Origin of the sequence: Nocardia sp. NPDC101769 (assembly GCF_044766925.1) — a bacterium.
In the GTDB taxonomy this organism is placed as follows: domain Bacteria; phylum Actinomycetota; class Actinomycetes; order Mycobacteriales; family Mycobacteriaceae; genus Nocardia.
The window spans coordinates 142,633-169,087 of the sequence record NZ_JBIWMX010000012.1 but is presented as its reverse complement, the minus strand read 5'-3'; the positions used below and the strand labels follow the sequence as shown (position 1 = coordinate 169,087).

At 69.0% G+C, this 26,455-nt stretch carries 18 protein-coding genes and 1 pseudogene; 11 read left to right on the top strand and 8 right to left on the bottom strand.

All coding sequences use genetic code 11. The features are described 5' to 3' along the window. Position 1: 1 nt before the first annotated feature. Entirely contained in the window at positions 2-1,342 is a 1,341-nt protein-coding gene (locus ACIRRA_RS20615; protein WP_402770234.1) for a hypothetical protein, read from the bottom strand. 176 nt (positions 1,343-1,518) lie between these two features. Then, positions 1,519-2,613, bottom strand: a complete 1,095-nt coding sequence (locus tag ACIRRA_RS20610; RefSeq protein ID WP_402770231.1) for a TerD family protein — start codon at positions 2,611-2,613, stop codon at positions 1,519-1,521. A 281-nt stretch (positions 2,614-2,894) separates the two neighbouring features. On the opposite strand from ACIRRA_RS20610, the gene ACIRRA_RS20605 reads away from it, so the two are divergent. From ACIRRA_RS20605 to ACIRRA_RS20595, 3 genes are all read left to right on the top strand, one after another. Beyond that, positions 2,895-3,527 carry a GNAT family N-acetyltransferase gene (locus ACIRRA_RS20605; protein ID WP_402770229.1) on the top strand — a complete coding sequence of 211 codons (633 nt, stop codon included), beginning with the start codon at positions 2,895-2,897 and terminating at the stop codon, positions 3,525-3,527. Between the two features lie 97 nt (positions 3,528-3,624). Beyond that, a complete protein-coding gene (locus ACIRRA_RS20600; protein ID WP_402770226.1) occupies positions 3,625-9,960 on the top strand; it encodes a beta-ketoacyl synthase N-terminal-like domain-containing protein in 6,336 nt (2,111 codons plus the stop codon). Next, positions 9,957-11,348 carry an aminotransferase class I/II-fold pyridoxal phosphate-dependent enzyme gene (locus ACIRRA_RS20595; protein WP_402770224.1) on the top strand — a complete coding sequence of 464 codons (1,392 nt, stop codon included), beginning with the start codon at positions 9,957-9,959 and terminating at the stop codon, positions 11,346-11,348. The genes ACIRRA_RS20600 and ACIRRA_RS20595 overlap by 4 nt, the downstream gene beginning before the upstream one ends. Here ACIRRA_RS20595 and ACIRRA_RS20590 read toward each other — a convergent pair. Then, positions 11,321-12,577, bottom strand: coding sequence for an MFS transporter (locus ACIRRA_RS20590; RefSeq protein WP_402770382.1), 1,257 nt, complete (start codon positions 12,575-12,577; stop codon positions 11,321-11,323). The genes ACIRRA_RS20595 and ACIRRA_RS20590 overlap by 28 nt on opposite strands. Before the next feature lie 103 nt (positions 12,578-12,680). Here ACIRRA_RS20590 and ACIRRA_RS20585 point away from each other — a divergent pair, with 103 nt between their 5' ends. After that, entirely contained in the window at positions 12,681-13,562 is an 882-nt protein-coding gene (locus tag ACIRRA_RS20585; RefSeq protein ID WP_402770221.1) for a LysR family transcriptional regulator, read from the top strand. Here the strand turns inward: ACIRRA_RS20585 and ACIRRA_RS20580 are convergent. Further along, positions 13,549-15,837 carry a molybdopterin-dependent oxidoreductase gene (locus ACIRRA_RS20580; RefSeq protein WP_402770218.1) on the bottom strand — a complete coding sequence of 763 codons (2,289 nt, stop codon included), beginning with the start codon at positions 15,835-15,837 and terminating at the stop codon, positions 13,549-13,551. The two genes, ACIRRA_RS20585 and ACIRRA_RS20580, sit on opposite strands and share 14 nt — an antisense overlap. Before the next feature lie 487 nt (positions 15,838-16,324). Here ACIRRA_RS20580 and ACIRRA_RS20575 point away from each other — a divergent pair, with 487 nt between their 5' ends. From ACIRRA_RS20575 to ACIRRA_RS20565, 3 genes are read left to right on the top strand one after another with little or no spacing between them, the layout of a single operon-like run. Then, the gene (locus tag ACIRRA_RS20575; RefSeq protein WP_402770216.1) at positions 16,325-17,002 is read left to right on the top strand and encodes a TetR/AcrR family transcriptional regulator; all 678 of its coding nucleotides are present in this window, start codon (positions 16,325-16,327) and stop codon (positions 17,000-17,002) included. 2 nt (positions 17,003-17,004) lie between these two features. Beyond that, a complete protein-coding gene (locus ACIRRA_RS20570; protein ID WP_402770213.1) occupies positions 17,005-17,865 on the top strand; it encodes a 3-hydroxyacyl-CoA dehydrogenase in 861 nt (286 codons plus the stop codon). Positions 17,866-17,916: 51 nt separating this feature from the next. After that, a complete protein-coding gene (locus ACIRRA_RS20565) occupies positions 17,917-19,680 on the top strand; it encodes an oleate hydratase (protein WP_402770210.1) in 1,764 nt (587 codons plus the stop codon). Between the two features lie 63 nt (positions 19,681-19,743). Here ACIRRA_RS20565 and ACIRRA_RS20560 read toward each other — a convergent pair whose 3' ends face one another. Next, the gene (locus tag ACIRRA_RS20560; protein WP_402770207.1) at positions 19,744-20,676 is read right to left on the bottom strand and encodes a LysR family transcriptional regulator; all 933 of its coding nucleotides are present in this window, start codon (positions 20,674-20,676) and stop codon (positions 19,744-19,746) included. 165 nt (positions 20,677-20,841) lie between these two features. Between ACIRRA_RS20560 and ACIRRA_RS20555 the strand changes: the two genes are divergently transcribed. Both ACIRRA_RS20555 and ACIRRA_RS20550 read left to right on the top strand, forming a co-directional pair. Then, on the top strand, positions 20,842-21,279 hold the full coding sequence (locus ACIRRA_RS20555) for a nuclear transport factor 2 family protein (protein ID WP_402770204.1): 438 nt from the start codon (positions 20,842-20,844) through the stop codon (positions 21,277-21,279). A 76-nt stretch (positions 21,280-21,355) separates the two neighbouring features. Next, positions 21,356-22,135, top strand: a complete 780-nt coding sequence (locus ACIRRA_RS20550; RefSeq protein WP_402770201.1) for an SGNH/GDSL hydrolase family protein — start codon at positions 21,356-21,358, stop codon at positions 22,133-22,135. Here the strand turns inward: ACIRRA_RS20550 and ACIRRA_RS20545 are convergent. Together ACIRRA_RS20545 and ACIRRA_RS20540 are read right to left on the bottom strand one after the other, a co-directional pair. Beyond that, positions 22,132-22,275: pseudogene (locus ACIRRA_RS20545) on the bottom strand (TerD family protein); the annotation flags it as partial. The gene ACIRRA_RS20550 and the pseudogene ACIRRA_RS20545 sit on opposite strands and share 4 nt — an antisense overlap. Before the next feature lie 116 nt (positions 22,276-22,391). Continuing rightward, entirely contained in the window at positions 22,392-23,987 is a 1,596-nt protein-coding gene (locus tag ACIRRA_RS20540) for a carboxylesterase/lipase family protein (RefSeq protein WP_402770198.1), read from the bottom strand. A 183-nt stretch (positions 23,988-24,170) separates the two neighbouring features. On the opposite strand from ACIRRA_RS20540, the gene ACIRRA_RS20535 reads away from it, so the two are divergent. Continuing rightward, entirely contained in the window at positions 24,171-25,391 is a 1,221-nt protein-coding gene (locus ACIRRA_RS20535; protein ID WP_402770195.1) for a cytochrome P450, read from the top strand. Positions 25,392-25,504: 113 nt separating this feature from the next. Next, positions 25,505-25,888: a hypothetical protein gene (locus ACIRRA_RS20530; protein ID WP_402770192.1), complete on the top strand. Its 384-nt coding sequence runs from the start codon at positions 25,505-25,507 to the stop codon at positions 25,886-25,888. 57 nt (positions 25,889-25,945) lie between these two features. On the opposite strand, the gene ACIRRA_RS20525 is transcribed toward ACIRRA_RS20530, so the two are convergent. Beyond that, positions 25,946-26,407 carry a PaaI family thioesterase gene (locus tag ACIRRA_RS20525; RefSeq protein WP_402770189.1) on the bottom strand — a complete coding sequence of 154 codons (462 nt, stop codon included), beginning with the start codon at positions 26,405-26,407 and terminating at the stop codon, positions 25,946-25,948. Positions 26,408-26,455: the final 48 nt, after the last annotated feature.

The following is a 26,455-nucleotide window of genomic DNA, read 5'->3' as shown; positions in this document are numbered from 1 at the left end:
ATCAGGCGCCGTAACGCAGCACCACGAAGTTGTCACCCTGCGCGGGATCCCTGGTGGTTCCTGCCACCACGATCTCGCCATTCGCCTGCAGCGCCACGGCATTCCCGTGATCGGCCGCCGTCCCGAGGTCGGTGCTCACCTTTCCGTCCGCACCGAAGCCGCTGTCGGGCTTGCCGTCGGAGGTGTAGCGGGCCAGCGCGATATTGTCCCCGGTGCCGGTGCCGCTGCTGGTGCCGACGACGACGATCTTGCCGTCGTGAGCCAGCGCCACCGCCGCGGCCACATCGGCCTTGCCGCCGAAGTCCGTGGCGGTCTTGCCATTCTCACCGAAACCGCTGTCCAGCTTGCCATCCGGCGTGTACCGCACCACCAGGAAGTTGTCGCCCTGGACCGGGTCCTTGGTGCTGCCCACCACCACGATCTTGCCGTCGGACTGCACCGCCACCGCATTACCGTGATCCGCGGCGGTGCCCAGATCCGTGCTCACCTGACCACCCGCGCCGAACCCGGGGTCCAGCTTACCGTCGGAGGTGTAGCGGGCCACCGCGATATTGTCCCCGGTGGTGGTGCCGGTGCTGGTGCCCGCGACCACGATCTTCCCATCCGCTTCCACGACAACGGATTTCGCCGTGTCCGCCTTGCCGCCGAAGTCGGTGGACACCTTGCCTTTGTCACCGAAACCCCTGTCCAGCTTGCCATCCGGCGTGTACCGCACCACGACGAAGTTGTCGCCCTGCACCTGGTCCCGGGTGCTGCCCACCACCACGATCTTGCCATCGGACTGCACCGCCACCGCATTACCGTGATCCGCGGCGGTGCCCAGATCGGTGCTCACCTGTCCGCCGGTGCCGAAGCCGCTGTCCAGCTTGCCATCCGAGGTATAGCGCGCCAGCGCGATATTGTCGCCGGTGGTGGTGCCGTGGCTGGTGCCCACCGCGACGATCTTGCCGTCGGACTGGAGGGCGATCGCACTCGCCACATCGGATTTGCCGCCGAAGTCGGTGGTCACCTTGCCGCCGGTGCCGAACCCGTTGTCCAGCTTGCCATTCGAGGAGTAACGAACCACGGCGAAGTTGTCGCCCTGGGCCGGATCCAGGGTGCTGCCGGCGACGACGATCTTGCCATCGGGCTGCACCACAACGGCATTCGCGTGATCGGCCCGCGACCCTAGATCGGTGATGACCTTGCCGCCGTCACCGAACCCCGTGTCCAGCGTGCCCGCGGACACCGAACTGCCCTGCGCGCCCGAGCAAGCGCTGATGGCGAGCCCGATGATGGCCAGGAAGACCAGTAACAGCAGGGATTTCGGTGTGACGCCGAACCGTCGTGACGTAAGCAACATGTGAGCTACCTCGTTTCAGCAATGGAAGGGGGTAGAGCAGCACAGATTGGAACCACGAAAACCACGACAGTATGGCCGCAATCAGCATCCGGCCGGACCCGGATGAACCTGTTCACCTGCGGCACACCGGCGACTCGCCGGAAAACCCGGCCGGAAGGACCGGCCGGGTCCGGAAGTCAGAGGAACTTGCCGACCTGCGCGGCCGCCTCGACGGGATGCCCGGCCTGAATCGGGTGACCGAGCGCCTGCACCTTCCAGATGCCGTCCTCGCGGTGCACTTTCGCCACCACCATGCCGGTGTGCGGGCCGCCCGAGCTCAGGTTGGACCGGGTGAGTTCGGCGCTGTTGGTGCCGTCGATCAAGCGCCAGAAGGCATTGCGCACCCGCTCGAAGGTGTGCCCCGCGTAGGAGGTGATGACGAAGACGATGGCGGTGACATGCGAGCCTACCCGGGTCAGGTCGACGGTGATGACCTCGTCGTCGCCCTTGCCCTCACCGGTGAGGTTGTCGCCGGAGTGCCGGATGGCGCCGTCCTTGGTCACCAGCTGGCCGTAGTACGCGGCGTCCACCAGATCGTGCCCGGCGTACACCAGGGCCGAGGCGTCCAGATCGATCTCGGCCGGGCGCGAACCCCATTTGTGCTGTACCTGGACGGGATCCCAGCCCAGCCCCATCTTGACGAAGCTCAGGTCGGCGCCCTGCCGCCGCAGCGCGACGGTGTCGCCGGCCCGCAGCACCGGCGCGATGACGGGCGCGGCCGAGCGCGCCGGCTGCGGCGAGGTGCTGATCGACACGCCGTGATCGGCGAGCAGTGCCGCGAAGCCGCCGGGATGGCCGAAGCCGACCGCCCGGGCGTACCAGCCGTCGTCGCCGCGGTCCAGATCCAGAGCCGCCACCGTCGATTCGTTGCCGAGGCCGTCGATCACGTACTCGTACAGCGGGATTCCGCGCTCGTCCGCGATGCCGATGTGCGGGGCGGGATAGTCGCCGAGGCGGCCGTCGCGGTCGTCCAGGGTGACCACGATGCGGATGTGCGCCACCCCCTGCGGGATCGACGCCAGGCTGACGGCAAAGGCGTTCTGCCCGGGCACCAGCTGGATGCCGGGGCCCGCGGGGTGGTTGTAGAAGATCAGGTCATTGTCGTCGCGGACGGCGCCACGGTCGGTGAGAAGCAGCGCGGCCAGATCGATACCCGCGCTGAAATGCACCGTCACGGTGATATCCGCGACGCCCAGTTCACCGGTCTGCCCTTGGGTTAGAAGTGCGGCCACGCTCCCACTCTATGGGAACCCGGGGTCACCCGGACGAAACGAAGCGATATCGCTTTACGCGCGCGAACCCCAGGGCATGTCACAGCATCAGGCCATCCCCCGGTGAATCATTTTATGCCACAACACGAATCGGCCGCATGATCAGTAACTTACGAGTACCCTACTCCGCAGTAGCCTGCGGGGCTACCATCCAGTGGGGACACGCAGGCACCACTGGACACCAGCAGACTGTCCGTCATCGGGGTCGGGCGCCGACGGGCATGAAAATGTAGGGGACTGTTTTGGTTCAGTCGCATGCACCGGTCGTTCGCCGCGCCACCGCAGCCGACATCGAGGACATGGTCCGGGTGCTCGCCCTGGCCTTCGAGTCCGACGATCCGATCGAGGACTATGTCTTCCCTGATCCCGTGGTCCGCCGCCGGCACGCGCCCGGCATGCTTCGCGTTCTGATCAAACACCGCTACCTGCCCGCCGGCGCCGCGCTGGTGGCGGAGGTGGACGACCGGATCGTCGGCGTGTCGCTGTGGATTCCGGACGGCTACCGCAATCCGGCATGGCGGGAAGCCATTTCGGGCCCGCAGCTGCTGTGGGCCATGGGTGTCGGTGCGACCAAGCGCGGCATCGAGGTGGATGCCGCCATCGCCCGCACCGCGCCCGCCGAACCGCACAACTATCTGGTCTATCTGGGCGCGGAACCCCAGGCGCAGCGGGCGGGTGTGGGCCGCGCGCTACTGGCCCGGCTCACCGCCGAATCCGACGCGCACGGCCGCGCGCTGTGCGGAATCTGCAAGGACGAGAACGTCGCCTACTACGAGACGATCAATTTCGAGCAGGTCAGCCGGACCCGAATCGGGAGTAGCGGTCCGGACATGAACTTCCTGCTGCGTCCGCCGACGCGCGTCAGCGCCGGCTGACGTCGGCAGCGGGCGCCCGGATCGTGGATCACGAGCGCGGCTCCGCATTGCCTCGGGGGGATCGCCAGGTTCGTTTCTGTTTTGCCGAGGAGACGTAGTGTCTGACATTGCCATTGTCGGAATCGGGTGCCGCTACGCCGGTGGTATCGATTCACCGGAATCGTTCTGGGACTTCATCATCAACAAGGGCGACGGGGTCGTGGAGATCCCGTCCGATCGGTGGGACTACCGCCGCTTCTACGACCCGGACAAGCGCACGCCGGGGCGCATGTACACCAAGCGCGCCGCGTTCATGACCGGCGATCCGTGGGCCTTCGACCCCGAATTCTTCGGCATCTCACCGCGCGAGGCCGCCGCCATGGACCCCCAGCAGCGGCTGGTGCTCGAGGTCGCCTGGGAGGCACTGGACGACGCGGGCATCGCCGGTCGGGTCTCGGGTGCGCCGATCGGCGTCTACGTCGGGGCCTTCACCCTCGACCAGATGGGTACGTCCCTGACCAATGCGACGCTGCCCTGGGTGGACATGCATACCCCGGCAGGCGCGTCATACACCATGATCTCCAACCGGATCGCGTACGCGCTCAACATGATCGGGCCCGCCCTGACGGTGGACACCGCGTGCTCGTCGTCGCTGGTGGCCTTCCACCTGGCCTGCCAGGGGCTCGAGAACGGCGACTGCACCGTGGCGCTGGCCGGCGGCGTCACCCTGATGCTGCAGCCCGAGACGTTCGTGTCCATGTGCAAGGGCGGCTTCCTGGCCGCCGACGGCCGCAGCAAGCCCTTCGACGCGAGCGCGGACGGCTACGGGCGTGGCGAGGGCTCGGGCATCGTGGTCCTGAAGCGGCTCGAAGACGCCGAACGCGACGGGGACCGGATCTACGCGGTGGTCAAGGCGACCGGGTCCAATCAGGACGGGCGCACCACCGCCATCACCGTGCCCAATGCCGATCTGCAGGAGGCCCTGGCGAAGTCGGTGACCGAACGGGCGGGCATCGCGCCGCACGAGGTCACCTACGTGGAGGCGCACGGGACCGGCACGCCGGTCGGCGATCCGCTCGAGCTGCGGGCCATCGGCCGCGCCTACGGACGGGTCGGGGAGCGTACCGGACCGCTGGGCGTGGGCTCGGTGAAGGCGCAGCTCGGGCACACCGAGGCGGCCTCGGGCATCGCAAGCGTCATCAAGTCGGCGCTGGCCATCACCCATCGCACGATCGCCCCGCAGGGCTGGCTCGACGAGCCCAATCCCGACATCCCCTTCGACGAGCTCGGCCTGGCGCTGCAGCTGGAGGCCCAGCCGGTCGCGCCGGGTGCGCGAATGACCATCGCGGTCAACGGCTTCGGATACGGCGGCACCAACGCGCACGCCATCCTCCAGGAGTACATCCCGGCGGAGGCTCCCGCCCGCGAGCCCGGACACCTTGGCGTGCTGCCGATCTCGGCCCGCAACGACACCGCCGTTCGCGCCCTGGCACGCGGCTTCGCCGAGCTCATCGCGGCGGGCGCCGACCCCGCCCGGCTGGCCGAGGCGGCGTGGACGCGCCGCCACCACCACCCTGTGCGCGCGGGCCTGGCCTTCGGTGACGACACCGAGCTGGTGCGGACCCTGGTGGACTTCGCCAATGGCGAGGGCCGCACCGCCAAGGTGATCGCCCGCAAGGTGCCCGAACCGGTCTTCGTCTTCACCGGCATGGGACCGCAGTGGTGGGCGATGGGCCGCCAACTGCTCACCGCCGGTGGCGCTTTCGCCGCCGCGGCCGAGCGGATCGACGTCGTGTTCCGGGAGATCTCGGGCTGGTCCATCGTCGAGGAGCTGCTGCGGCCCGAGGAGGAGTCGCGGGTCACCTCGACCGCGGTCGCCCAGCCTGCCAACTTCCTCATCCAGGTGGCACTGGTCGCGCTGCTCGACGAGCTCGGCATCCGGCCCGCCGCCGTGGTCGGCCACAGTGTCGGCGAGGTGTCGGCCGCCTATGTCACCGGGATGCTCTCACTGCGGGACGCGCTGCTCGTCGGCTATCACCGGGCGCGGTTGCAGGCCACCACGGCCGGTTCGGGCGGCATGCTCGCCATCGGCCTGCCACAGGCCGCGGCCCTGGAGCTGATCGACGGCGATGAGCTGGTCAGCATCGCGGCGATCAACAGCCCGAGCGCGGTCACCCTGGCCGGTCATGAGCAGCGGCTCGACGAGATCGCCGAATACCTCACCGAGCAGGGTGTTTTCGCGCGCCGACTACAGGTCGAGGTGCCCTACCACAGCTACCTGATGGACCCCATCCTCGACGAGCTGCGCACGGCGCTGGCCGATCTGACGCTCGCCGATCCGCGAATTCCGCTGTGGTCCACGGTGACCGGGACCCGCGTCACCGCGGGCGATTGGGACGCCGAATACTGGTGCGCCAATGTGCGACAGCCGGTGCGCTTCGCCGACGCCGTCACCGAGCTGGTGAGCGCGGGCAGCCGGGTGTTCCTCGAGGTCGGCCCGCATCCGGTGCTGGGCGCCAACATTCGCGAAATCCTCATCGGTGCGGGCGAGACCGGCACCACCGTCGCCACCTTGAATCGCAAGCAGGCCGACGACGAGAGCGTCCGGCAGACCGTCGCGGGCCTCTACACCGCGGGCGTGCTCGATATCGACGCCCTCTTCGGCGCGGTCGTCACCCCGCACCTGGACCTGCCGCGCTATCCGTGGCAGCGCACCCGGCTGCGCGTCGAACTGCTGGGCCCGCAACAGCTCAAGTACGGCACCCCCGGCGGCTACCGCATGCTCGGCGATCCGATGCTCGAGGACCCGACCACGGCCTGGCGCATCCAGCTCAGCGTGGGCGATCTGCCGTGGCTGGCCGACCATGTGGTGGGCGGCTCCCGGATCCTGCCCGGCGCGGCCTATCTGGACGCGGCGCTGAGCGCGGCGGCGCTGCGCACCGAGTCCACCCGGGTGGCCATCGAGGATGTCCGCTTCCTCGCGCCGCTGGCGGTGGACGAGGGCATGGCCCCGGTGGTGGAACTGAACGTGGAGGAATCCACGCGGCGGTTCACGATTCGCTCCCGCGAGCCCGCGGGCATCAACTGGACGATCAATGCCACCGGCCGGCTGGTCGAGGGCGTGTACGAGCCGACCAAGGCCGACCTGCCGGCGCTCGAGGAGATGCTGGCCATCGACCCGGACGCCTACTACACCGCCTTCGCCGCCCGCGGCCTGGACTACGGCCCGGCCTTCCGCCGCGCCACCGAGCTGCGGGTGTCCGGCAATACCGTGGTCGCCACCCTGGACGCCGCCATCGCCCGCGACAGCGGCCACCTCGCCCACCCGGCCGTGGTCGACGCGGCCGTGCAGTGCTTCGGCGCGGTCCTCGCCGCCGCGCCGAATGCCGAACGGGGCGCGCTGGTTCCGGTCGCGGTGGAAGGGGTGCGGGTGTTCGCGCCCATCCCCGACCGGGTGACCGTGGTCGCGCGGCTGCACGGCGGCGACGATCTGACCTGCGACTACGACCTGCTCGACGCCGAGCGGAACGTGATCATGCGGATCATCGGGCTGCGGCTGGGCGCCATCAACCCGGATCGCGGTGCGCTGCAACGACTCACGGACTACTTCTACGAAGACCGCTGGGACATGCGGGAACCCGTGGACACCAGCGCGCTGCCGTCCCCCGCGGCGTACACCCTGGCCATCGACCTCGCCACCGAGGCCGGTTCCCGTGCCGGTTTCATCGCGGGCACGACGGCCCACGGTGAGGTGCTCGTGGTCGGCGATCCGACCCGCAAGGACCTGGAAGCCGTGGTGCGTGAACGACTTCAGCAGATCGTGGCGCTGAGCGGCGTCGAGCGCACGCACGTCGTCCTGGTGGCGGGTTCGGAATACACCGACCTGGACGCGCTCTGGACGCTGCGCCGGATCGCGGTGACGATCGAGGGCTTCCTCGAGGACTGGCTGCGGCAGCGGGGCGCCGAGATCCCCATGACCGGTGACGGCTCCCTGCACGTCTCCCTGGTCACCGAGCGCGCCTTCGCGCACCCGGACGAGGATGCCGCGCCCGACCCGGCCCACGCCGCCCTCGCCGGCGCCCGCCGGGTGCTGCTCAATGAGCAGTCGCGGCTGCGCTGGCGACTGATCGATGTGGATCCCGAGGTGGCCGAGGCGGATCTGGCCGCCGAGCTCGCCATCGCCGGCGCGTTCACCTACGACCACTCCGACGAGGTGGTGCTGCGCAACGGCCTGCGCTGGGTGACGGTGGTCGCGGCCACCATGCCCGACCGGCTGGAGGCCCTGGACCGGGCCGAACCGCTCACCGATCCGGAGGCGAATTTCCGTCTGGAGCTGCCGAAGTCGCGGGTGCTGTCCCGGATGGCGTGGCGACGCTGCGACCGGCGCGCCCCCGGCGCGACCGAGGTCGAGGTGCGGATCCTGGCCATCGGACTGGGCTACAAGGACCCGCTGAAGGTCATCGGCGTGCTCGGCGAGCGCGAGATGGCGGGCACCTTCTACGGCACCGAACCCGGTATGGAGGCCGACGCCGTCGTCGTCCGCATCGGTGCGGACGTCGACAATGTGGCCGTCGGCGATCGGGTGTTCCTGACCTCCAAGGCCATGATCTCCCGCTTCCACACTACCGACGCGGACCTGATCACCCGGGTCGCCGACAGCACCGAGGTCGGCCAGTGCACGAGCACCGTGGCCTTCGCCACCGCCGAGCACTCGCTGCTGGAGCTGGCGCGGGTGCAGGCGGGTGATGTGGTGCTGGTGCACGGCGCGGCAGGCGGCGTCGGCTCGGCGGCGGTGCAGATCGCGAAACTGCACGGGGCCACCGTGATCGGCACCGCGAGCAGTGACGAGCGCCGGGCCTACGTCCTGTCGCAGGGCGCGGACCACGCGCTGGACTCCCGTTCGCTGAACTTCGCCGACGACGTCCTCGGCCTCACCGACGGCCGCGGCGTGGACGTGGTGATCAGCACCGCGCCCGGGGAGATCCTGCGCCGGAACTTCAAGGCGGTGACCGAGTTCGGGCGCATCGTGGAGATCGGCAAGGCCGACATCTACACCGGCGGCGTGCTCGACCTGGCGTACTTCGACAAGAACCTCTCCTACCATTCCTTCGACCTGGACCGCATGCTCGCGCTCAAGCGCAGGCCCACCGGAAAACTCGTGCGGGGCGTGCACGAGAAGCTGGCCGCCGGGATCTACCGGTACCTGCCCTACGAGCTGTACGACATCGCCGACGTGGCCAGGGCCTTCGAGGACGTGGCCCGGTCGGCGCATTTCGGCCGCATCGCGGTGAGCCTGGAATCCGAAGCGCCGCAGGTGCGCCCGATGATTCCGGCGGTCACCGTGGATCCGGCGGCGCAGTACCTGATCACCGGTGGATTCGGCGCCTTCGGCCTGGCCATGGGCCGCTGGCTGGTCGGGCTGGGCGCCCGGCGGCTCACCCTGCTCGGGCGCGGCGGCCCGCGCACCGAGGCCGCCCGGACCCAACTCGCCCTCTGGCAGGAGCAGGGCGTCGAGGTGGTCGAGGAGCGGGTGGACGTCACCGACGCCTATGCCATGACCGCGGTGATCGCGCGGGCGCACACCGCCGAGCACCCGCTGCGCGGTGTCTTCCACACCGCGGGCAGCCTCGACGACAAGCGCGTACCCGATATGAGCCGGGACAGCCTCGCCACCGTGTACCGGCCCAAGGCCGAGGGCGTGATCGCGCTGCGGCGCGGCATCGAGGCCGCCGGGGCCGAGCTCGACATGTTCGTACTGTTCTCCTCCGGCAGCAGCATTTTCGGCAGCATCGGCCAATACGCCTACACCGCAGCCAATCTCGCGCTCGATGCCACCGCGGACGTGGTGGTGCGGCAGGGCGGCACCGCGCTGTCGGTCGGCTGGGGCCACATGTCCGGCGGCGGGATGGCCGAGGACGAGTACGTGTCCCGCTACCTGCGCACCGCCGGATTCGATCCGATCAGCATGGAGGAGGGCGCCGAATACCTGGAGAAGGCACTGGAACTCGGCATCCACCACCAGGCGTCCATCATTCCCATCGACTGGTCCCGGGTGGCCGCCACGGTGTCCTGGTATGCCATGACCGGGCGCACCGCCGAGCGCGTCGCCGCCGCCGTCGAGGACAATTCGGCCGCGTCGCATCTGGTGGCGGCACTGCGCGAGCTCGACGAGCAGAAGCGGGCCGACGTGGTGGCGCACATGCTGGCCGAGCAGCTGGCGATGGTCATGGGCGTCGACGCCGACTCCATCGATCTGACCGTGCCGGTGCCGGAACTGGGCCTGGACTCGCTGATGGCGGTGGAATTCGGTGCGCTGGTGAGCAAGACGCTCGGCGTGGACTTGATGTCGATGAAGGTCGGCCGGTCCTTCACCCTCCAGCAGGCCGGCGCCCGCGCGGCCGAACGCCTGGTCGGCGGCGACGCGGCGGCGACCGGCGAGGCGGTGCCGGCATGAACGAGTCGGCACGCGATCTGGCCCGGAAACTCCTGGCGGGCAGCGGGATCGAAGAGACGACAGCCACGGGCAACGCAATGCAGCACCCGGTGTCCACCGGGATCGCAGCGGTGGGCCGGACCGCTGCCGCGCGCACCCCGCGCGGTCCCGGCCGCCAGTTCGCCGATCATCCCGACGTCGCCGCAGCCGTGGTGAAGCGGGCCGCCATCGCCGCCCTCTACGGGCAGTCGGGGATGCCGAACCCGGTGTTCCTGCCGCGAACCGGCCCGAACGACACCGTGATCCGGGCCCTGGACACCGACCTGGTGAACTTCAGCGCCTACAACTACCTGGGATTGTCCAGCCACCCCCGGGTGGTGCGGGCCGCCAAGGACGCGCTCGACCAGTACGGCGCGTCCGCGTCGGCCAGCCGGATCGTCTCCGGTGAGATCCCGCTCTACGGCGAACTCGAACAGCGGCTGGCCGGGATCTACGACGTAGGCGACGCCATGGTGACCACCAGCGGCTATCTCACCAATGCCGGGGTCATCGGCTTCCTGCTGCGCGAGGGCGATGTGGCGTTCTGCGACAGCCTGATTCACGGCAGCGTGGTGTCGGGCACGCAGTGGGCGGGTTGCCGCCGGATCAACTTCCGGCACAATGACCCTGACTCGCTGCGGTCGGTGCTGAAGATGTCGCGCTCCGGGTTCGACCGGGCAATGGTGGTGATCGAGGGCCACTACTCCATGGACGGCACCGTCGGCCGCGTCGCCGAACTGGCCGCCGTCGCACGGGAATTCGACTGCGCCGTCATGGTGGACGAGGCCCATTCGCTCGGCGTCTTCGGACCCACCGGGCACGGCATTCGCGAGCACTACGGCATGGCCGGGGCGGATGTGGACATCTGGATGGGCACGCTGTCCAAGGCGCTGGGCAGCGTCGGCGGGTTCATCGCCGCCGACGCCGATCTCATCGGAGCGATGAAGTCGAGCGCGCCCGGCGTGGCCATGCTGACCGGGGGGCCCGTACCCTCTGGCATCGCCGCGGCCCTGGCCGGGCTGGAGGTGCTGGAGGCCGAGCCGGAGCGGGTCACCCGGCTGTGGGAGAACGCGCGCCTGTTCGCTGGCGCGCTGCGGGAGCGAGAGCTGAATCTCGGTGACTCCCAGGGCACCCCGATCCTGCCGGTGATCGTGCCGGGCGAGATCCGGGCCGGATTCGTCTCGGCCCACCTGCTCCAGCACGGCGTGTACGCCGGGGCCATTTCGGCCCCGGCGGTCCCGGTGGGCAAGGAGCGGCTGCGCTTCTTCATCACCTCCGAACACACACGGCAGCAACTGCTCTCGACGGCCGACCTGCTCGACGAGGCGATTGCCATATCCGGTCAGCTGCCCGCCGACATGGCGGGCTGACGCACGCTCGCGCGCTGTGGGCGGAGCGCGAACACCGCCCACAGCAGCAGGCCCAGTGTGGTTGCGAAGACGCCGATCTCGCACACCAGCGCCCAGCCGCCCGCCTCGTAGGCCACGCCGGCGGTCACCGAACCGGCGACGCCGCCCAGGAAGTAGGTGACCATGTACGCGGTCGTCAGGCGGCTGCGCGCGGCCGGATCGAGGGTGTAGATGGCGCTCTGATTGGTCAGATGCGCGCCCTGGATGCCGAAGTCGAAGATCACCAGCGCGGCGATCAACGCGACCACGCTGTGCGCGCCCCAGGCCATCAGCGCCCAGCTCGCCAGCAGCACCAGCCAGGTCAGCGTGGTGACGCGGCGCAGGTGCCCGCGATCGGCCATCCGCCCGACCACCGGCGCGCCCAGCGCCCCGACCACGCCTGCCAGACCGAACAGGCCGATGGTGAATTCACCGTAGTGGTAATCGCTTCCGTGCGAGCCGGACAGCAGGAAGGCGATGGCCGTCCACACTGCCGAGAAGCAGGCCATGAGGATGAAGCCCAGCATCATGCGCTGCCGCAGCACCGCGTACCGGCGGATCAGCCCCAGGATCGAGGCCAGCACCTGCGGGTAGCTCTCGCCCGTGGCCGCCCGCGGCGTGGCGGGCGCGAGCAGGTACACGCTCACCGCCATCACCACCTGTAGTCCGGCCGCGACCAGCAGCACCGCCCGCCAGCCGCCCAGCTGCGCCACCGCCCCGGACAGCACCCGCGACAACAGGATTCCCAGCAGCAGTCCGCTCATGACCGTGCCGACCACCTGCCCGCGCCGGGCCGGATCGGCCAGCGCCGAGGCCCACGGCACCACCACCTGCGCGGCCGATGCCGCGACACCGGTGGCCACCACTCCCGCGAACAGCACCGCGAAATCGGGCGCGAAGGCCGAAACCAGCAGGGCCGCAACCGAGGCCAGCAGCAGCACCGGGACCATGCGGTGGCGGCGCAGGAAGTCACCCAGCGGCACCAGCAGGGCCAGACCGCACAGATAGCCGATCTGCGCGGCGCTGACCAGCAGGGCCGCGGTCGCGGTGGAGATGCTCAGATCCCCGGCGACCTGGTGCAGCAGGGGTTGCAGGTAGTAGTTGCCGGCGGCGGAGGAGCCCGCGGTCACCGCGAACACCAGCACTGTCGTCCGGGTCAGTGCCGTGCCGGGCGCGGTCTCGGGCGCGGGCCGGGCGGGGGCCACGGTCATCGAATCAGTCACCAGTCCATGGTGGGTGCGCCGAGCAATCAACAAAAGCGATGGTTTTCGATACTGTCATCTCTGAGATTGATGGCATCGGTAGGCTCGGCGCATGGAGTTGCGTCAGATCGAATGCTTCCTGGCCTGCTGCGACCATCGGTCCTTCACCGCCGCGGCCCGCGCCCTCAATCTGGTCCAATCGGCGGTCTCGACCAGCGTCGGCAAGCTCGAACACGAACTCGGGGTGCGCCTGTTCGACCGCACGCCACGCACCCTGGAGCTCACCGAGGCGGGCCGGGCCATGGTCGCCCCCGCCCGGACGCTGCTGCGCGCCCGGCGCGACATCGTGGACGCCATCGACGCCGACCGCGGCGAGATCCGCGGCGAGGTGGTCATCGGCAACCTCATGAACATCCACAATTTCGACCTGGCGGGCATCATCGCCGAACTGCACCAGCGGTTCCCGGCCGTGACGCTGCAGATGCGGCAGAGCATCTCCGGCATGGCGGGCAATGTGGCCGGGTTGCGCGACAATTCGCTCGAACTGGCGCTGCTCGCAGGCTCGAGCAGTGAATTCTCGGGCATCGCCACGCATCTCATCACCGAGGAGACCCTCGTACTGTGCACCGGCCCGGGCCATCCACTGGCGGGACGTCCCTTCCTGGCCGCCGACCTGGAGGGCGCGCGCTACATCGACTTCCCACCGGGCTGGGGCATCCGCACCATCGCCGACGAGCTGTTTCCGGGCCGCGTTCCCGTCATCGAGGTAGCCGACCAGGCCTTCGCACTGGAGTTGGTCGCCAAGGATTTCGGGGTGGCCCTCATCCCGAAATCCGTCGCACTGCTCTTCCCCGGCGTGCGCCACTCCGAATTCGCGCCCCGGCCGCTGCCCTGGAAACTGTGCGTCGGCCATGCCGTCCAGCGCACGCCGTCCAATGCGGCTCGTACCGTGATCGAGGCCCTCACGGCGAACAACAGGCTCAGGAACCGGTGATCGCGGGCGGGCCGGTGACGGACAGCGGCGGGACGGGGCCGATATGGGGCTCGATCTCCACCAGGGACAGCTGACCGGTGCAGCCCTGACTCAGGCGGGAGGTGCCGCGATCGTCGGTCAGCGCGTTCGGGTTTCCGTGGCGGCAGAAGGCCGGGTCTGCCGGGTCGGGGTCGTACCAGGCGCCGGTCGACAGCTGTGCGACTCCGGGACGTACCGCGTCGCTGATGTCCAGTCCGGCCAGACAGCTGCCTCGGTCATTGAAGATCCGGACGATGTCACCCGCGGCGAGGCCGCGGACGGCGGCGTCGTCCGGATGCAGCCGGACCGGTTCGCGGCCGGAGATTTTCGTGGACTGGCTGTGCGCGCCGATATCCAGCTGACTGTGCAGCTTGGTACGGGGCTGGTTGGCCACCAGCTGCAGCGGGAACCGCGCCGCCAGCGGGCTGCCCAGCCACTCGTCGGGCTCGAGCCAGACCGGATGTCCCGGGCAATCGTCGTAACCGAAGCCCGCGATGGTCTCGGAGAAGATCTCGATCCGGCCGCTCGGGGTGCGGAGCGGGTGCGCCGACGGGTCGGCCCGGAAGTCCGCGAACGCGATATGCTCCTCGGCTTCGATGGGCAGGTCTATCGACTCCCCCGCCCAGAACGAGTCGTAGTCCGGCACCTCGTGACCGTGGTCGTGCAGCCGCTCGCGCCATTCGTCGTAGAGGTGGCGCAGCCACTCCCGCGTCGTCCGCCCCTCGGTGAATTCCTTTCCGACGCCCAATCTTTCGGCCAGCTCGCCGAACATCCAGTAGTCGTCACGGGCCTCGCCGTGCGGGCGGGTCAGGGCCGGCATCGGGAACAGGAAGCGGTCGCCCTCGCCGGAGCCGTAGTCGTCACGTTCGATCGTCATGGTCGACGGGAGCACGATATCGGCATGCCGGGCGGTGGCCGACCAGAACGGATCGTGCACCACCACGGTGTCCGGGCGACCGAACGCGGTGCGCAGCCGGGCCAGATTCTGGTGGTGATGGAAAGGATTGCCGCCGGCCCAGTAGACCAGCCGGATAGTCGGATACGTCCGGTGCTCGCCGTTGTATTCGTAAGGCGCGCCCGGGTTCAGCAGCATGTCTGCGATACGCGCGACCGGAATGAAGTCATCGACACCATTGACGCCCTGGGACAGGCGCGGCGGCGACGTGAGTCGCACGGCCAGACCGACATTCGCGGCCGACCCGTAGCCGTGGCCGAATCCGCCACCGGGCAAACCGATCTGGCCGAGCATGGCGGCCAGGACCACGCCGAGCCACAGCGGTTGCTCGCCGTATCGGGCGCGTTGCAGCGACCAGCTCACCGTGACCAGCGTGCGCGTGCCCGCCATCTCCCGGGCCAGCGTCCGAATCCGTTCCGCGGCAATGCCGGTGATCGGCTCGGCCCACTCCGGATCCTTGACGACGCCATCGACCGCACCGCGCAGATAGCCGACGAAGCGCTGGTAGCCGACGGTGTAACGGTCCAGGAAAGCGTTGTCCGCCAAGCCTTCCGCGTCCAGCACTTGGGCGAGCGCGAGCATCAGGGCGGTATCGCTGCCGGGCCGAGCCGCGATCCATTCGGCGTGCGCTTCGGCCGGAATATCGTCGCGCAGCGGCGAGACGGTGACGAACCGGCAGCCGTTCTCCCGCGCCGTCTCGATCCAGCCGCGACCGTTGTGCCGCGAGACTCCTCCCGGCGCCACCGCCGTGTTCTTCGGCGACAGTCCCCCGAACGAGACCACCAGCCTCGAATGCTCGGCCAGCACCGATTTCGTCGTTGCGCGCGACATGATCGTGCCCATATCCGCGAGGATGTGCGGCAGCAACACCGTCGACGCGCCCAGGCTGTAGCTGTTGCGGTGCGAGACATACCCGCCGAGGCAGTTCAGGAAGCGGTGAACCTGGCTCTGCGCGTGATGGAATCGCCCGGCGCTGGCCCAGCCGTAGGAACCGCCGTACACCGCCGTCGGTCCGAATTCGCGGTACACCCTGGACAATTCACCGGCCAGCAGATCCAGCGCGGTGTCCCAGGAGATCGGCACGAACTCGTCGGCGCCGCGCGCCGCGGGTCCCGGGCCGTTCTCGAGCCAGCCCTTTCGCACGTAGGGCTGCGAGATGCGCGCCGGATGATGTTGGGCCGAGGCCACATTCTCGATCAGCCGGGTGGGTTCCGGATCACCTCGCCAGGGTCGCACCTCGGTGAGCCGGTCCCCGTCGCTGCTCGCCTCGAAAACGCCCCAGTGGGTGAGATGCGTGGCCATCCGACCAACATACGCCCGGCAGACCCTGCCGGACCAGCACGCTGAGCAACGGCATCCACCCCGCGCGGCCCCGCGGCTGACGGCCATCCAGCTGTCGGGCACCATCCGAACCGATTCGCAGACAGGCGGATTCGCCACGGCAAATGCGGCTGCGACACCCCGGACCGGCTCGAGGACAACGGCTCAGCCGGTGCCGAAAACACTGTGCGGTAACGGATTGCGCGGCCGATGAGCGGTACCGCGACTACCAGAACAACGACAACCGCACTCGCGATGGCCTGCGTCACCTCCGAAGGCCACGACATGGCGTTGGCCCAGTTCTGGGACGGCCTCGTCCGCTGATGAGATCGTGCGGGCGCTCGGCGACATCTCCATCGGCGGGCGATCCACGCGGATCCGGCGGCTCGGCTGGGTTGCACATTCGATAACCGAGAGTACGCTCATTTTTGAGTGCACTCAGTTTTCTGATCCGGGTTGGAGGTGTCCGATGGTCACGCAGACCAAGCCGGTGCACACCGGTCGGCGCCAGCGCAAGATGCACGACAAGCAGTCACGCATCTTCGAGGCCGCCGCCGCCCTGTTCGCCGAGCACGGTTTCAATCGAGTCACCACCCAGCAAATCTCCGATCGCGCGGATATCGCCGCCGGGACACTGTTCCGCTACGCCGCCACCAAGGGCGAGCTGCTGCTGATGGTCTACAACGAGGAATTGCGGACCGCGCTGGCGGACGGCGCCGCGGCGGCCCGCACGCAGACCGATGCGGTCGAGGCGGTGACGGCCCTGGTGGGCCCGCTCCTGCGGGCGGCCGAGCACCGGCCCGAGAACACCATCGTCTATCAGCGTGAGCTGCTGTTCGGCTCACCCACCGACACCTACCGCTCCGAGGGCCTGGCCCTGGTGGCCGGACTGGAGTCCATGATCGCCGAGCGGCTCATCGCCGACGCACGCCGCGACGGGATCGGCTCACCGCCCCTCGACGAAACCGCCTCGGCGCGTTGGGAAGAGCAGGCCAGGCTGGCGGGGCGCAGCGTCTTCGCGGTCCTGCACCTGGCGCTGGTGCAACCGTCCACCGGGGCGCATCCCGGCCACGACGCCATGGCGGATCTGCGAGCGCAGATCGCACAGATAATCGCTGGATTCTTCACATCCATAGGGAGGCAATGACAATGAGCATCGAGATCCGCAAGGTCACCGTGCTCGGCACCGGAGTTCTCGGTTCCCAGATCGCGTTCCAGACCGCGTTCCGCGGATTCGAGGTCACCGCGTACGACATCACCGACGAGGTGCTGACCGCGGCGCGCGACCGCTTCGACAAGCTGGCCGCCACCTACCGCGAGCAGGTACCGGGCGCGGGCGACGGCAAGGCCGAGACAACCGCTGCGGGCATCGCGCTGAGCTCCGATCTGGCCGCGGCGGTCGCCGACGCCGACCTGGTGATCGAGGCGGTGCCCGAGGTGCTCGCCATCAAACAGGACACCTACCAGCAGCTGGGCAAGCTCGCGCCCGAGCGCACCATCTTCGCCACCAACTCCTCCACGCTGCTGCCCAGCGCCATGAAGGACTTCACCGGCCGCCCGGACCGGTTCCTGGCGCTGCACTTCGCGAATCAGGTGTGGCACTTCAACACCGCCGAGATCATGGGCACCCCCGACACCGATCCGGCCGTCTTCCGGGCCGTCGTGGACTTCGCCACCGCCATCGGCATGGTGCCCATCGAGCTGCACAAGGAGAAGGCCGGCTACGTCCTGAACTCGCTGCTGGTGCCGCTGCTGGACGCGGCCATGAACCTGGCCGAGGGCGGCTTCGCCGAGCCCGAGGCGGTGGACAAGACCTGGCGCATCGGCACCGGCGCACCGGCGGGACCCTTCCAGATCCTCGACATCATCGGCCTCACCACGCCCTACAACATCATGGCCCACGGCGATGAGAACGCCCAGCGAATCGCCAAGTGGCTCAAGGAGAACTACATCGACCAGGGCAAGCTCGGCATCGCCACCGGCGAGGGGTTCTACAAGTACACGGCCTAGATCCACAGCGGCGCAAGCGCTTCCAGACCAATCTCCTGGACAGGAGTTCTCATGTTCTACAGCAGTGGCAATTACGAAGCCTTCGCGCGGCCGCGCAAGCCGGCGGGCGTGGACGGGAAGACGGCCTGGTTCGTGGGCTCGGGCCTCGCCTCGCTCTCGGGTGCGGCATTCCTGATCCGCGACGGTCAGATGCCCGGTAGCAAGATCACCATTCTGGAGGAGCTGAAGCTGCCCGGCGGCGCGCTCGACGGCATCAGGGAACCCGAGAAGGGCTTCGTCATTCGCGGTGGCCGCGAGATGGAGAACCACTTCGAATGCCTCTGGGACCTCTTCCGGACCATCCCCTCCATGGAGGTCGAGGGCGCAAGCGTGCTCGACGAGTTCTACTGGCTCAACAAGGACGACCCGAACTTCTCTCTCGAGCGCGCCACCGTCAACCGCGGTCAGAGCGCCCGGACCAAGAACCTCTTCACGCTGAACGACAAGGCGCAGAAGGACATCACCAAGATCTTCCTCGCCACCCGTGAGGAGATGGAGGGCAAGCGCATCAACGAGGTGTTCTCGAAGGACTTCTTCGAGAGCAACTTCTGGATGTACTGGCGCACCATGTTCGCCTTCGAGGAGTGGCACAGCGCGCTCGAGATGAAGCTGTACCTGCACCGGTTCATCCACCACATCGGCGGGCTACCGGACTTCTCGGCCCTGAAGTTCACCAAGTACAACCAGTACGAGTCGCTGGTGCTGCCGCTTCGCCGCTGGCTGCTGGACCACGGCGTCACCTTCAAGTTCGACACCACCGTCACCGACGTCGATTTCGACCTCACCGCGGATCGCAAGCAGGCCACCAGGATCCACTGGATCTCGGAGGGCGTCGAGGGCGGCGTCGACCTGGGGCCGGACGATCTGCTGCTGATGACCGTCGGCTCGCTCACCGAGAACTCCGACGAGGGCGACCACTACACGCCCGCCAAGGTCGACGAGGGCCCGGCCCCCGCGTGGGATCTGTGGCGCCGAATCGCCGCCAAGGACACCACCTTCGGCCATCCGGACGTATTCGGTTCGCACATTCCCGAGACCAAGTGGGAGTCCGCCACCGTCACCACGCTGGATCAGCGCATCCCCGAATACATTCGGAAGATCTGCAAGCGGGATCCCTTCAGCGGCAAGGTCGTCACCGGCGGCATCGTCACCGTGAAGGACTCCAACTGGCTGATGAGCTGGACGGTCAACCGGCAGCCGCACTTCAAGCAGCAGCCCAAGGAGCAGATCGTGGTCTGGGTGTACTCGCTGTTCGTCGACAAGCCCGGCGACTACGTGAAGAAGACCATGCAGGAGTGCACCGGCGAGGAGATCACCCAGGAATGGCTGTACCACCTGGGCGTTCCCGAAGCGGACATCCCCGAGCTGGCTGCGAGCGGCGCCAGGTGCGTGCCGGTCATGATGCCCTATGTGACCGCCTTCTTCATGCCCCGCAAGGCGGGTGACCGCCCGGACGTGGTCCCGGAGGGTTCGGTCAACTTCGCCTTCATCGGCCAGTTCGCCGAGACCAGCCGCGACTGTATCTTCACCACCGAGTATTCGGTGCGCACCGGCATGGAGGCGGCGTACCGGCTGCTCGATATCGAACGCGGCGTCCCGGAGGTCTTCAACTCCACCTACGACGTCCGCACCCTGCTGGCTGCCATGAGCCGCCTCCGCGACGGCGATCCCATCGACCTCCCGGGCCCGGACCTGCTCTGGCGCGGGCTGGCGAAGCGCCTCGGCAACAACGAGATCGGCGAACTGCTCGCCCAGTACGGTCTCATCGAGAAGTAGGCGGTACGGATACGGTTCGACGAGCCACAACGGCCCGGTTCCCTGGGGACCGGGCCGTTGTCGTCAGTCCGGGCAGTCGCGCCACTCGCGCGCGCCCGCGAGCAGGCGGGCGCGCACCCGGTCCAGATGCGGGCGGGCCGGACCGCCCACCCGGCGGGCCAGGAAGACGGTATTGATCGGTGCATCCTGCGGGTCCCAGAGCTTTTCGATTGCGCCCGAGGCCAATTCGCGGGTGCACAGGTAGCTCGGGAGCACCGAGACGCCCGCGCCCGCCACCACCGCGGCGAGGACGGCGCGCAGGTCCGGGATCACCAGGCCGGGGTCGGCTTCCAGTCGAGTGTCGAAGACGTGCCGCCAGTAGCGGCGGACGATCGGCAGGTCCGGGGCGTAGGTCACCAGGGGCACTCCGCCGAAGTCATTGGCGCGCAGGCGTTCCAGATCCGCGCGGGCGGCCACCGCGGGCGCGGCCACCAGCACGAACTCCTCATCGGCGAGCGTCTCCGCGAGCACGGTCCGGCCCCGCGGGCGAATGGTCGAAACGACCAGGTCGAGTTTCCCGAGTCGCAGATCCGCCAGCAGGTCGTCGGCCAGGCCGGTGCTCACCGCGAGCCGGACGCCGTCCGCGACCAGGGGTGCGAGCGCGGGCAGAACGAGCGTGGCCAGCAATTCGGCCGGGCCGCCGAGCAGGACCGGCGGTTCCACCGCTGCGAGGCCGTCATCGGAGCCGTCGCCGATCACCGACTCCAGGGCGTCCAGCGGCGCGGCCACCCGCGCGGCCAGATCGTGCGCGGCCGCGGTCGGGGCGACACCGCGCGGCAGCCGCTCGAACAGCGGCCGTCCCACCTGGCGTTCCAGCGCCTGCAGCTGGGTGGTCACCGTCGGCTGCGAGAGACCGACCTGACCCGCGGCGGCAGTGATCGACCCGGCACGGTAGACGGCCAGGAAGGTCCGCAGTTGCGTCAGGTCCATCGAGCCATCGGCCTGCCTATGTCGCACCCGGCGAGTCTATTGGCCCGGTGATGCGCGGCCGCCGCGGGCGCGGATCCCAAAGCTCTCTTCTACCCAATTTATTGAATACATCAGATCTGGACATCCTGGCGTGTCGCACACTACTGTTCGAAGTAAGTAGGCAATGATTTGACTATAGGAAATGAGGGAATCATGCACCCCTTCCGCAAGGCCGTCGAGGCCCGTGACGAGGCGGCCATGGAGGCCCTGCTCGCCGACAATGTGGTGTTCACCAGCCCGGTCGCCTTCAAGCCCTACCCGGGCAAGGCCATCACCGCCGCCATCCTGCGCGGAGTCATGCGGGTGTTCGAGGACTTCCGCTACATCAAGGAGATCGGTACCGCGGACAGCAGCGATCACGCGCTGGTCTTCGAGACCACGGTCGCGGGCAAGCGCATCACCGGATGCGACTTCCTGCACTTCGACGCCGACGGCCGGATCGACGAGTTCATGGTGATGGTGCGTCCGCTCTCCGGCGCGCAGGCGCTCGCCGAGGCCATGGCCGCGCAGTTCGAGCGGATCCAGGCCGAGGCCGTCGCGCAAATCGAACGGGAGGCAGCAGCGGCCGAACGCCAAGCGGCGGGCTCGTGAACGAGTTCGGCCCGGCCCCCGTGCCCGCCGATTTCCTGGGATGATCCACGCACAGTCACCGAAAGGCCGATCCGCCATGACCGATGGCCGGTACACCCGATACGTCGCCCTGGGCGACAGTCAGACCGAGGGCGTAGGCGACGGCGACGACCTGACCGGCCTGCGCGGGTGGGCGGACCGGCTGGCCGAGCGTCTCGCCCTCACCAATCCCGAACTGCGCTATGCCAATCTGGCGGTGCGCGGCAAACTGGCCCACCAGATCCGCGACGACCAGCTGGACGCGGCGCTGGCGCTGCGCCCGGATCTGGCCACCGTACTGGCGGGCATGAACGACCTACTGCGCCCGAACTTCGATCCGGACGAAATCGCCGGGCACGTCGAGGCCATGTTCTCCGCGCTCACCGCCACCGGCGCGGTGGTGGCGACACTGACCTTTCCCGATGTGGCCGAGACCATTCCGCTGGCCCGACCGATTCGCGGCCGGATCGCAGCGATCAACGACCGGCTGCGGGCGGCGGCCCACCGGCACGGGGTACTGGTGGCCGAGACCGGCCATCATGCCGTGGTGACCGATCCCCGCCTGTGGGACGCGGACCGGCTGCACGCCAGCCCGCTCGGGCACCAGCGCATCGCCGACGCCGTGGCCGAGGCCCTGCGGTTGCCCGGCGCGAACGACGCCTGGACCCGGCCGCTGATCCCGGACCTGCCCGAGCACGGGGCGCTGCGCTCGATCGCTGCCGAATTTCAGTGGGCCGCAACCGCACTGGGGCCGTGGGTGATGCGCCGCCTGCGCGGCATCTCCTCCGGTGACCGGCGGGTGCCCAAGCGCCCGGTGCCGCTCCCGGTGCGCCTCTAGACGTTGACCCCGTAATCCCGTGCGAGACCGGCCAATCCGGAGGCGTAGCCCTGGCCGATGGCCCGGAACTTCCACTCGGCGCCGTGCCGGTACAGGTCGCCGAACACCATGGTGGTCTCGGTCAAGGCGTCCTCGGTGAGGGAAGCCGGTCAGCTCCGACCCGGTGCTCAGTTGTTCGCGGCCACAGTGGCTTCGCAGCTGCGGGCGGCCGCGCGCCGGCGGTCACCACTGAGCTGCCTTCCCAGCGGCGCCCCGCCTACCGCACCAGGTCGCTCCAGAACTCGCAGCGGTGGTCGGCGTAGAAGGTATCGGAGAATTGGTTGCCGCCGGGCCGGAAGGAGAGGAATGACGGTGCGGCCGTGTTGTATTGCGGGATGGCGGGCAATCCTTGCGGATCCGCGGCGCCCGCGGTGATGAAACGGGTCCAGTAACGGCGCATTTCGTCCTGCAGGCGCTGCTGGCCGGGGGTCATGACGCCGTGCAGGAGCGGGCCGGCCTGCACGAGGTCGAAGAGGGAGGGGAGTTCCGCGGCGTGATAGGCGCCCATCGGGAAGGTGCTGGGCGGGGCCAGGGCGGAGCGGTCGTCGAATTCGTAGACGTAGGTGGGGTTCTGGCGGCCGAAGTCGCCGACCTGGTCGACCAGATTGCAGACGGCCTTGTCGGTCCAGGCCCGGGTGAGCGCGAGAGCGGGCTGCACGTAGTCGCTCAGGGGATACTCCCCCACGATTCGATCGACCTGCGCCTGATCCACCCCGCTCAGCTTCGAAGTGAGCAGGGCTGAGTAGTCCGCGGCGGCCATCCTCGCCCCGAGCGGGATGCCGTAGTCCATCCACACCCACAGTGCCATCTCATCGTGGTTGGAGCCGATGAAGGTGGGAACATGCTCCATCCCACCGGCTTTCAGTACGGCAACGGGATCGTCTGGGAGAAAGTCGTTGCCGTACACCACATTCGACGAATCCGGCGCGCGATCGACGAGGACATCCGCGGGCAGGCCGCGCAGGCACGCCGCATCCGCTCCCGGGCAACCGACTCCGGCTGCCCAGGCATCGCCTTCCGCCTCGGCAGCCGAGAGCGCTTGCCCGGAGCATGGGCCGCTCTGCATCATGGCCGCCTGGAAGAGTCCGGCCGACGAGGGCGTGGCCAGCTGCGCGCAGATCGAAGTCCCGCCCGCCGATTCACCATCCACCGTCACCCGGTTCGGGTCGCCGCCGAACGCCGCGATATTGCGCTGCACCCAGCGCAGCGCGGCCTGCTGATCCATCAGCCCGTAGTCCCCGGAGCCCGCGCCCTCGTCCAATCCCGAGGCGGCCAGGAAGCCGAAGGCGCCGAGCCGGTAGTTGATGGTGACCACGACGCTGTCACCGTCGGGCTGCGACACCAAAGGCGCTGCGCCGTACATGCTTCCGGTGCCGGTTTGCAGACCGCCGCCGTGAATCCACACCATGACCGGCAGGCCGCGACCGTCGGCCGGCAGCGTGGGCGGCGTCCAGACGTTCAGGTAGAGGCAGTCCTCATCGGTCGAGCGCAGCCCGCCCGCGCCCGTGGCCTGCGCGCACTTCGGCCCGGCGTCGCGGGCCTCGCGGACTCCCGGCCACGGCGGGACCGGTGCGGGCGGCCGCCAGCGCAGCGCGCCCACCGGCGGTGCGGCGTAAGGGATTCCATTGAAGAGGCGGTAGTCCGGGGCGACCACGCCGTGCAGGCTGCCGCTGTCGATGGCGACGGTGTCGGGGGCAGCCGGTAGGGCCCGCGCCACCGGTCCGTTCACCGCGAAGACCGTCACCAGCAGGGTGACCACCGAGAGCACCGCCCCGGCTCCCCATCCCATCCACTCCCGGTCACGCACGATCACCCGAGCCTCCTGGGCCAGCAGCGTTATCGCGTAATCGTTCGATACTAGTCGGCTGTCCGGCGCGGGGGTCCTGAGTCTCGAGATGCGCGCAAAACCCCTGCGTACTAGTGGGTCACCGCACCGCGGCCGTCTCACGGCGAGACGGCCGTTGACAGTCGATTCAGGGCCGGAAACCGTGGGCACATGACCCGGACCTCACCCGACGCCCTCGACCTGTTCGACCCCACGCACCTCGACGATCCCTATCCGCTGTACCGGCGGCTGCGCGAGGAATCGCCGGTGTACCGCATCCCGGGCACCGACTTCTGCCTGGTGACCTCATGGGATCTGGTGACCGAGGCGGTGAATCGGCCCGCCGAGTTCTCCTCGCACCTCACCGGCGCACTGCTGCGTCAGGAGGGGCGGCCGCCCGCCACCTTCGATATGGACGGCGGCGGGCAGGCCATCCACGTGCTGGCCACCGCGGATGATCCCAGCCACCAGGCACAGCGGAAGCTGGTCCAGCCCTTGCTGGCCAAGCGGATTCGCGGCCTCGGACCCACCGCCACCGAGCTGGTGGACCGGCTGTGGACCGAGCAACTGGACGGCGATCGCATCGACTGGGCGACCGGCATGGCCGATCGGCTGCCGCTGGCGCTGGTCGCCGACATCATCGGGCTGCCGGATGCGGATGTGCCGCAACTGCTCACGTGGGCCTACGACAGCACCGAGATGCTGGGCGGGGTCGTCGAGGCCGAACGCTTCGGGCAGCTGGTCACCGCCGCCACGGAGCTGGCCGCCCACCTGCACACCAGGTTCGTCGCCGCCCAACAGGATCGGGGCGACGACATGCTCGGCGTACTGGCCCACGCCTGCGCGACCGGCGACATCACCGAGGCGGTGGCGGTGCTCATCCTGGTCCAACTCGTCGGCGCGGGCGGCGAATCCACCGCCGGGCTGATCGCCAACGCCGCGCGCCTGCTCGCCACCCGCCCCGAACTCCAGGGCGAACTGCGCCGCGAACCCGCGCTGCTGCCCGCGTTCCTCGACGAGGCGCTGCGGCTGGAATCACCCTTCCGGGGCCATCATCGGCACGTCACCGCCGATACCGTGCTGGGCGGCACCGAGATTCCCGCGGGCAGCCACCTGCTGCTGCTGTGGGGCGCGGCCAATCGGGATCCGGCCCGCTTCGAGCATCCCGACGCCATCGACCTGGACCGCCGCAGCGGGGCCAATAATCTCGCCTTCGGGCGCGGCATCCACTTCTGCATCGGCTCGGCGCTGGCCAAACTGGAGGCCACCGCGGCCCTGACCGCGCTGCTGGACCGGACCACCGGATTCACCCTCGTCGAAGACGCCCCGCCACAGTGGTTTCCGAGCATCTTCGTGCGCCGTCACCGCAGCCTGCCGCTGCGCATCCGCTGATCCGCGCGGATTCTTCCGCGCGTCCGCCGCGTGCCGCGGGCTCGGTCACGGCATGATCGTCGTCGATCGAGGGGGGGATTCACCGCCGTGACCACAGGAAAGGGGTTCTGTTCGTGAAGACCGTGTACCTCCGCCGCATCGCCCTGGCCACGCTGGCCTGCGCCGCCTTCGGCGCCTTCGCCGCCCCCGCGTCCGCCGACGCGGCCCCGCAGCGGATCACGCTCGACTACGCCAAGGGCCGCTGCGCCCAGACCATCCTGCTGGCCCACTCGTTCACGCCCACCACGCTGGAGATCACCACCTCCAACAACTTCACCGACGACGCCAAGATCGACATGAACGGGCAGCGCACCCCGCTGCCCGACACCTACGACGCCCAGACCACCCGGATCGACCTGGGCACCCCGATGCCCGGGGTCATCCCGTTCGAGGTCTCCGGCTCGGAGTGGCCCGGCAGCGTCGGCACCGGCTGCAAGGGCTGGATCATCGTCGCCTGACGCGCCTGCAAGAACGGCCGAGCCCCGGAGGAAAGCCTCCGGGCTCGGTCGTTCGGCTCACTTGCCGTGGGCGCGCAACTGGTACAGACCCTCGGTCTCGGCCACCACCACGCCATTGGCGTCGGTCACCACGGCCCTGAGGGTGAAGTCGGCCTTGCCCCTGGCCTCGGCCTCCTCGGTGATGCGCGCGATCTCCTCCTCCGACAGCGTGGCCTCGGCACGCACATCGGTGGCGGCGGGCTTGCGGAAGAAGATGTGCAGATCCTTCACCAGGGGGAAGTACTTGGCGGTGTCGAAGCTGGCGATGGCGACCGCGCCGCCCAGGATCTCCGCGACGGTGAACAGCACGCCGGCGTACATGACGCCGAAGTGATTGCCATTGCCCTCGATCGGCACCGTGGTGGCGGCGAAACCGGGGCGCACCTCGTCGGCCCGCACCCCCATCTTGTGCGCGATCGGAATCGTGAACTCCAGACCACCGTTCACGACCTCGTTCAGCGGCGGGGCATCGTTCGCCATGCGGACCTCCTCGTCCCGGAAATGGGGCAACTTACTGACGTATCGCCA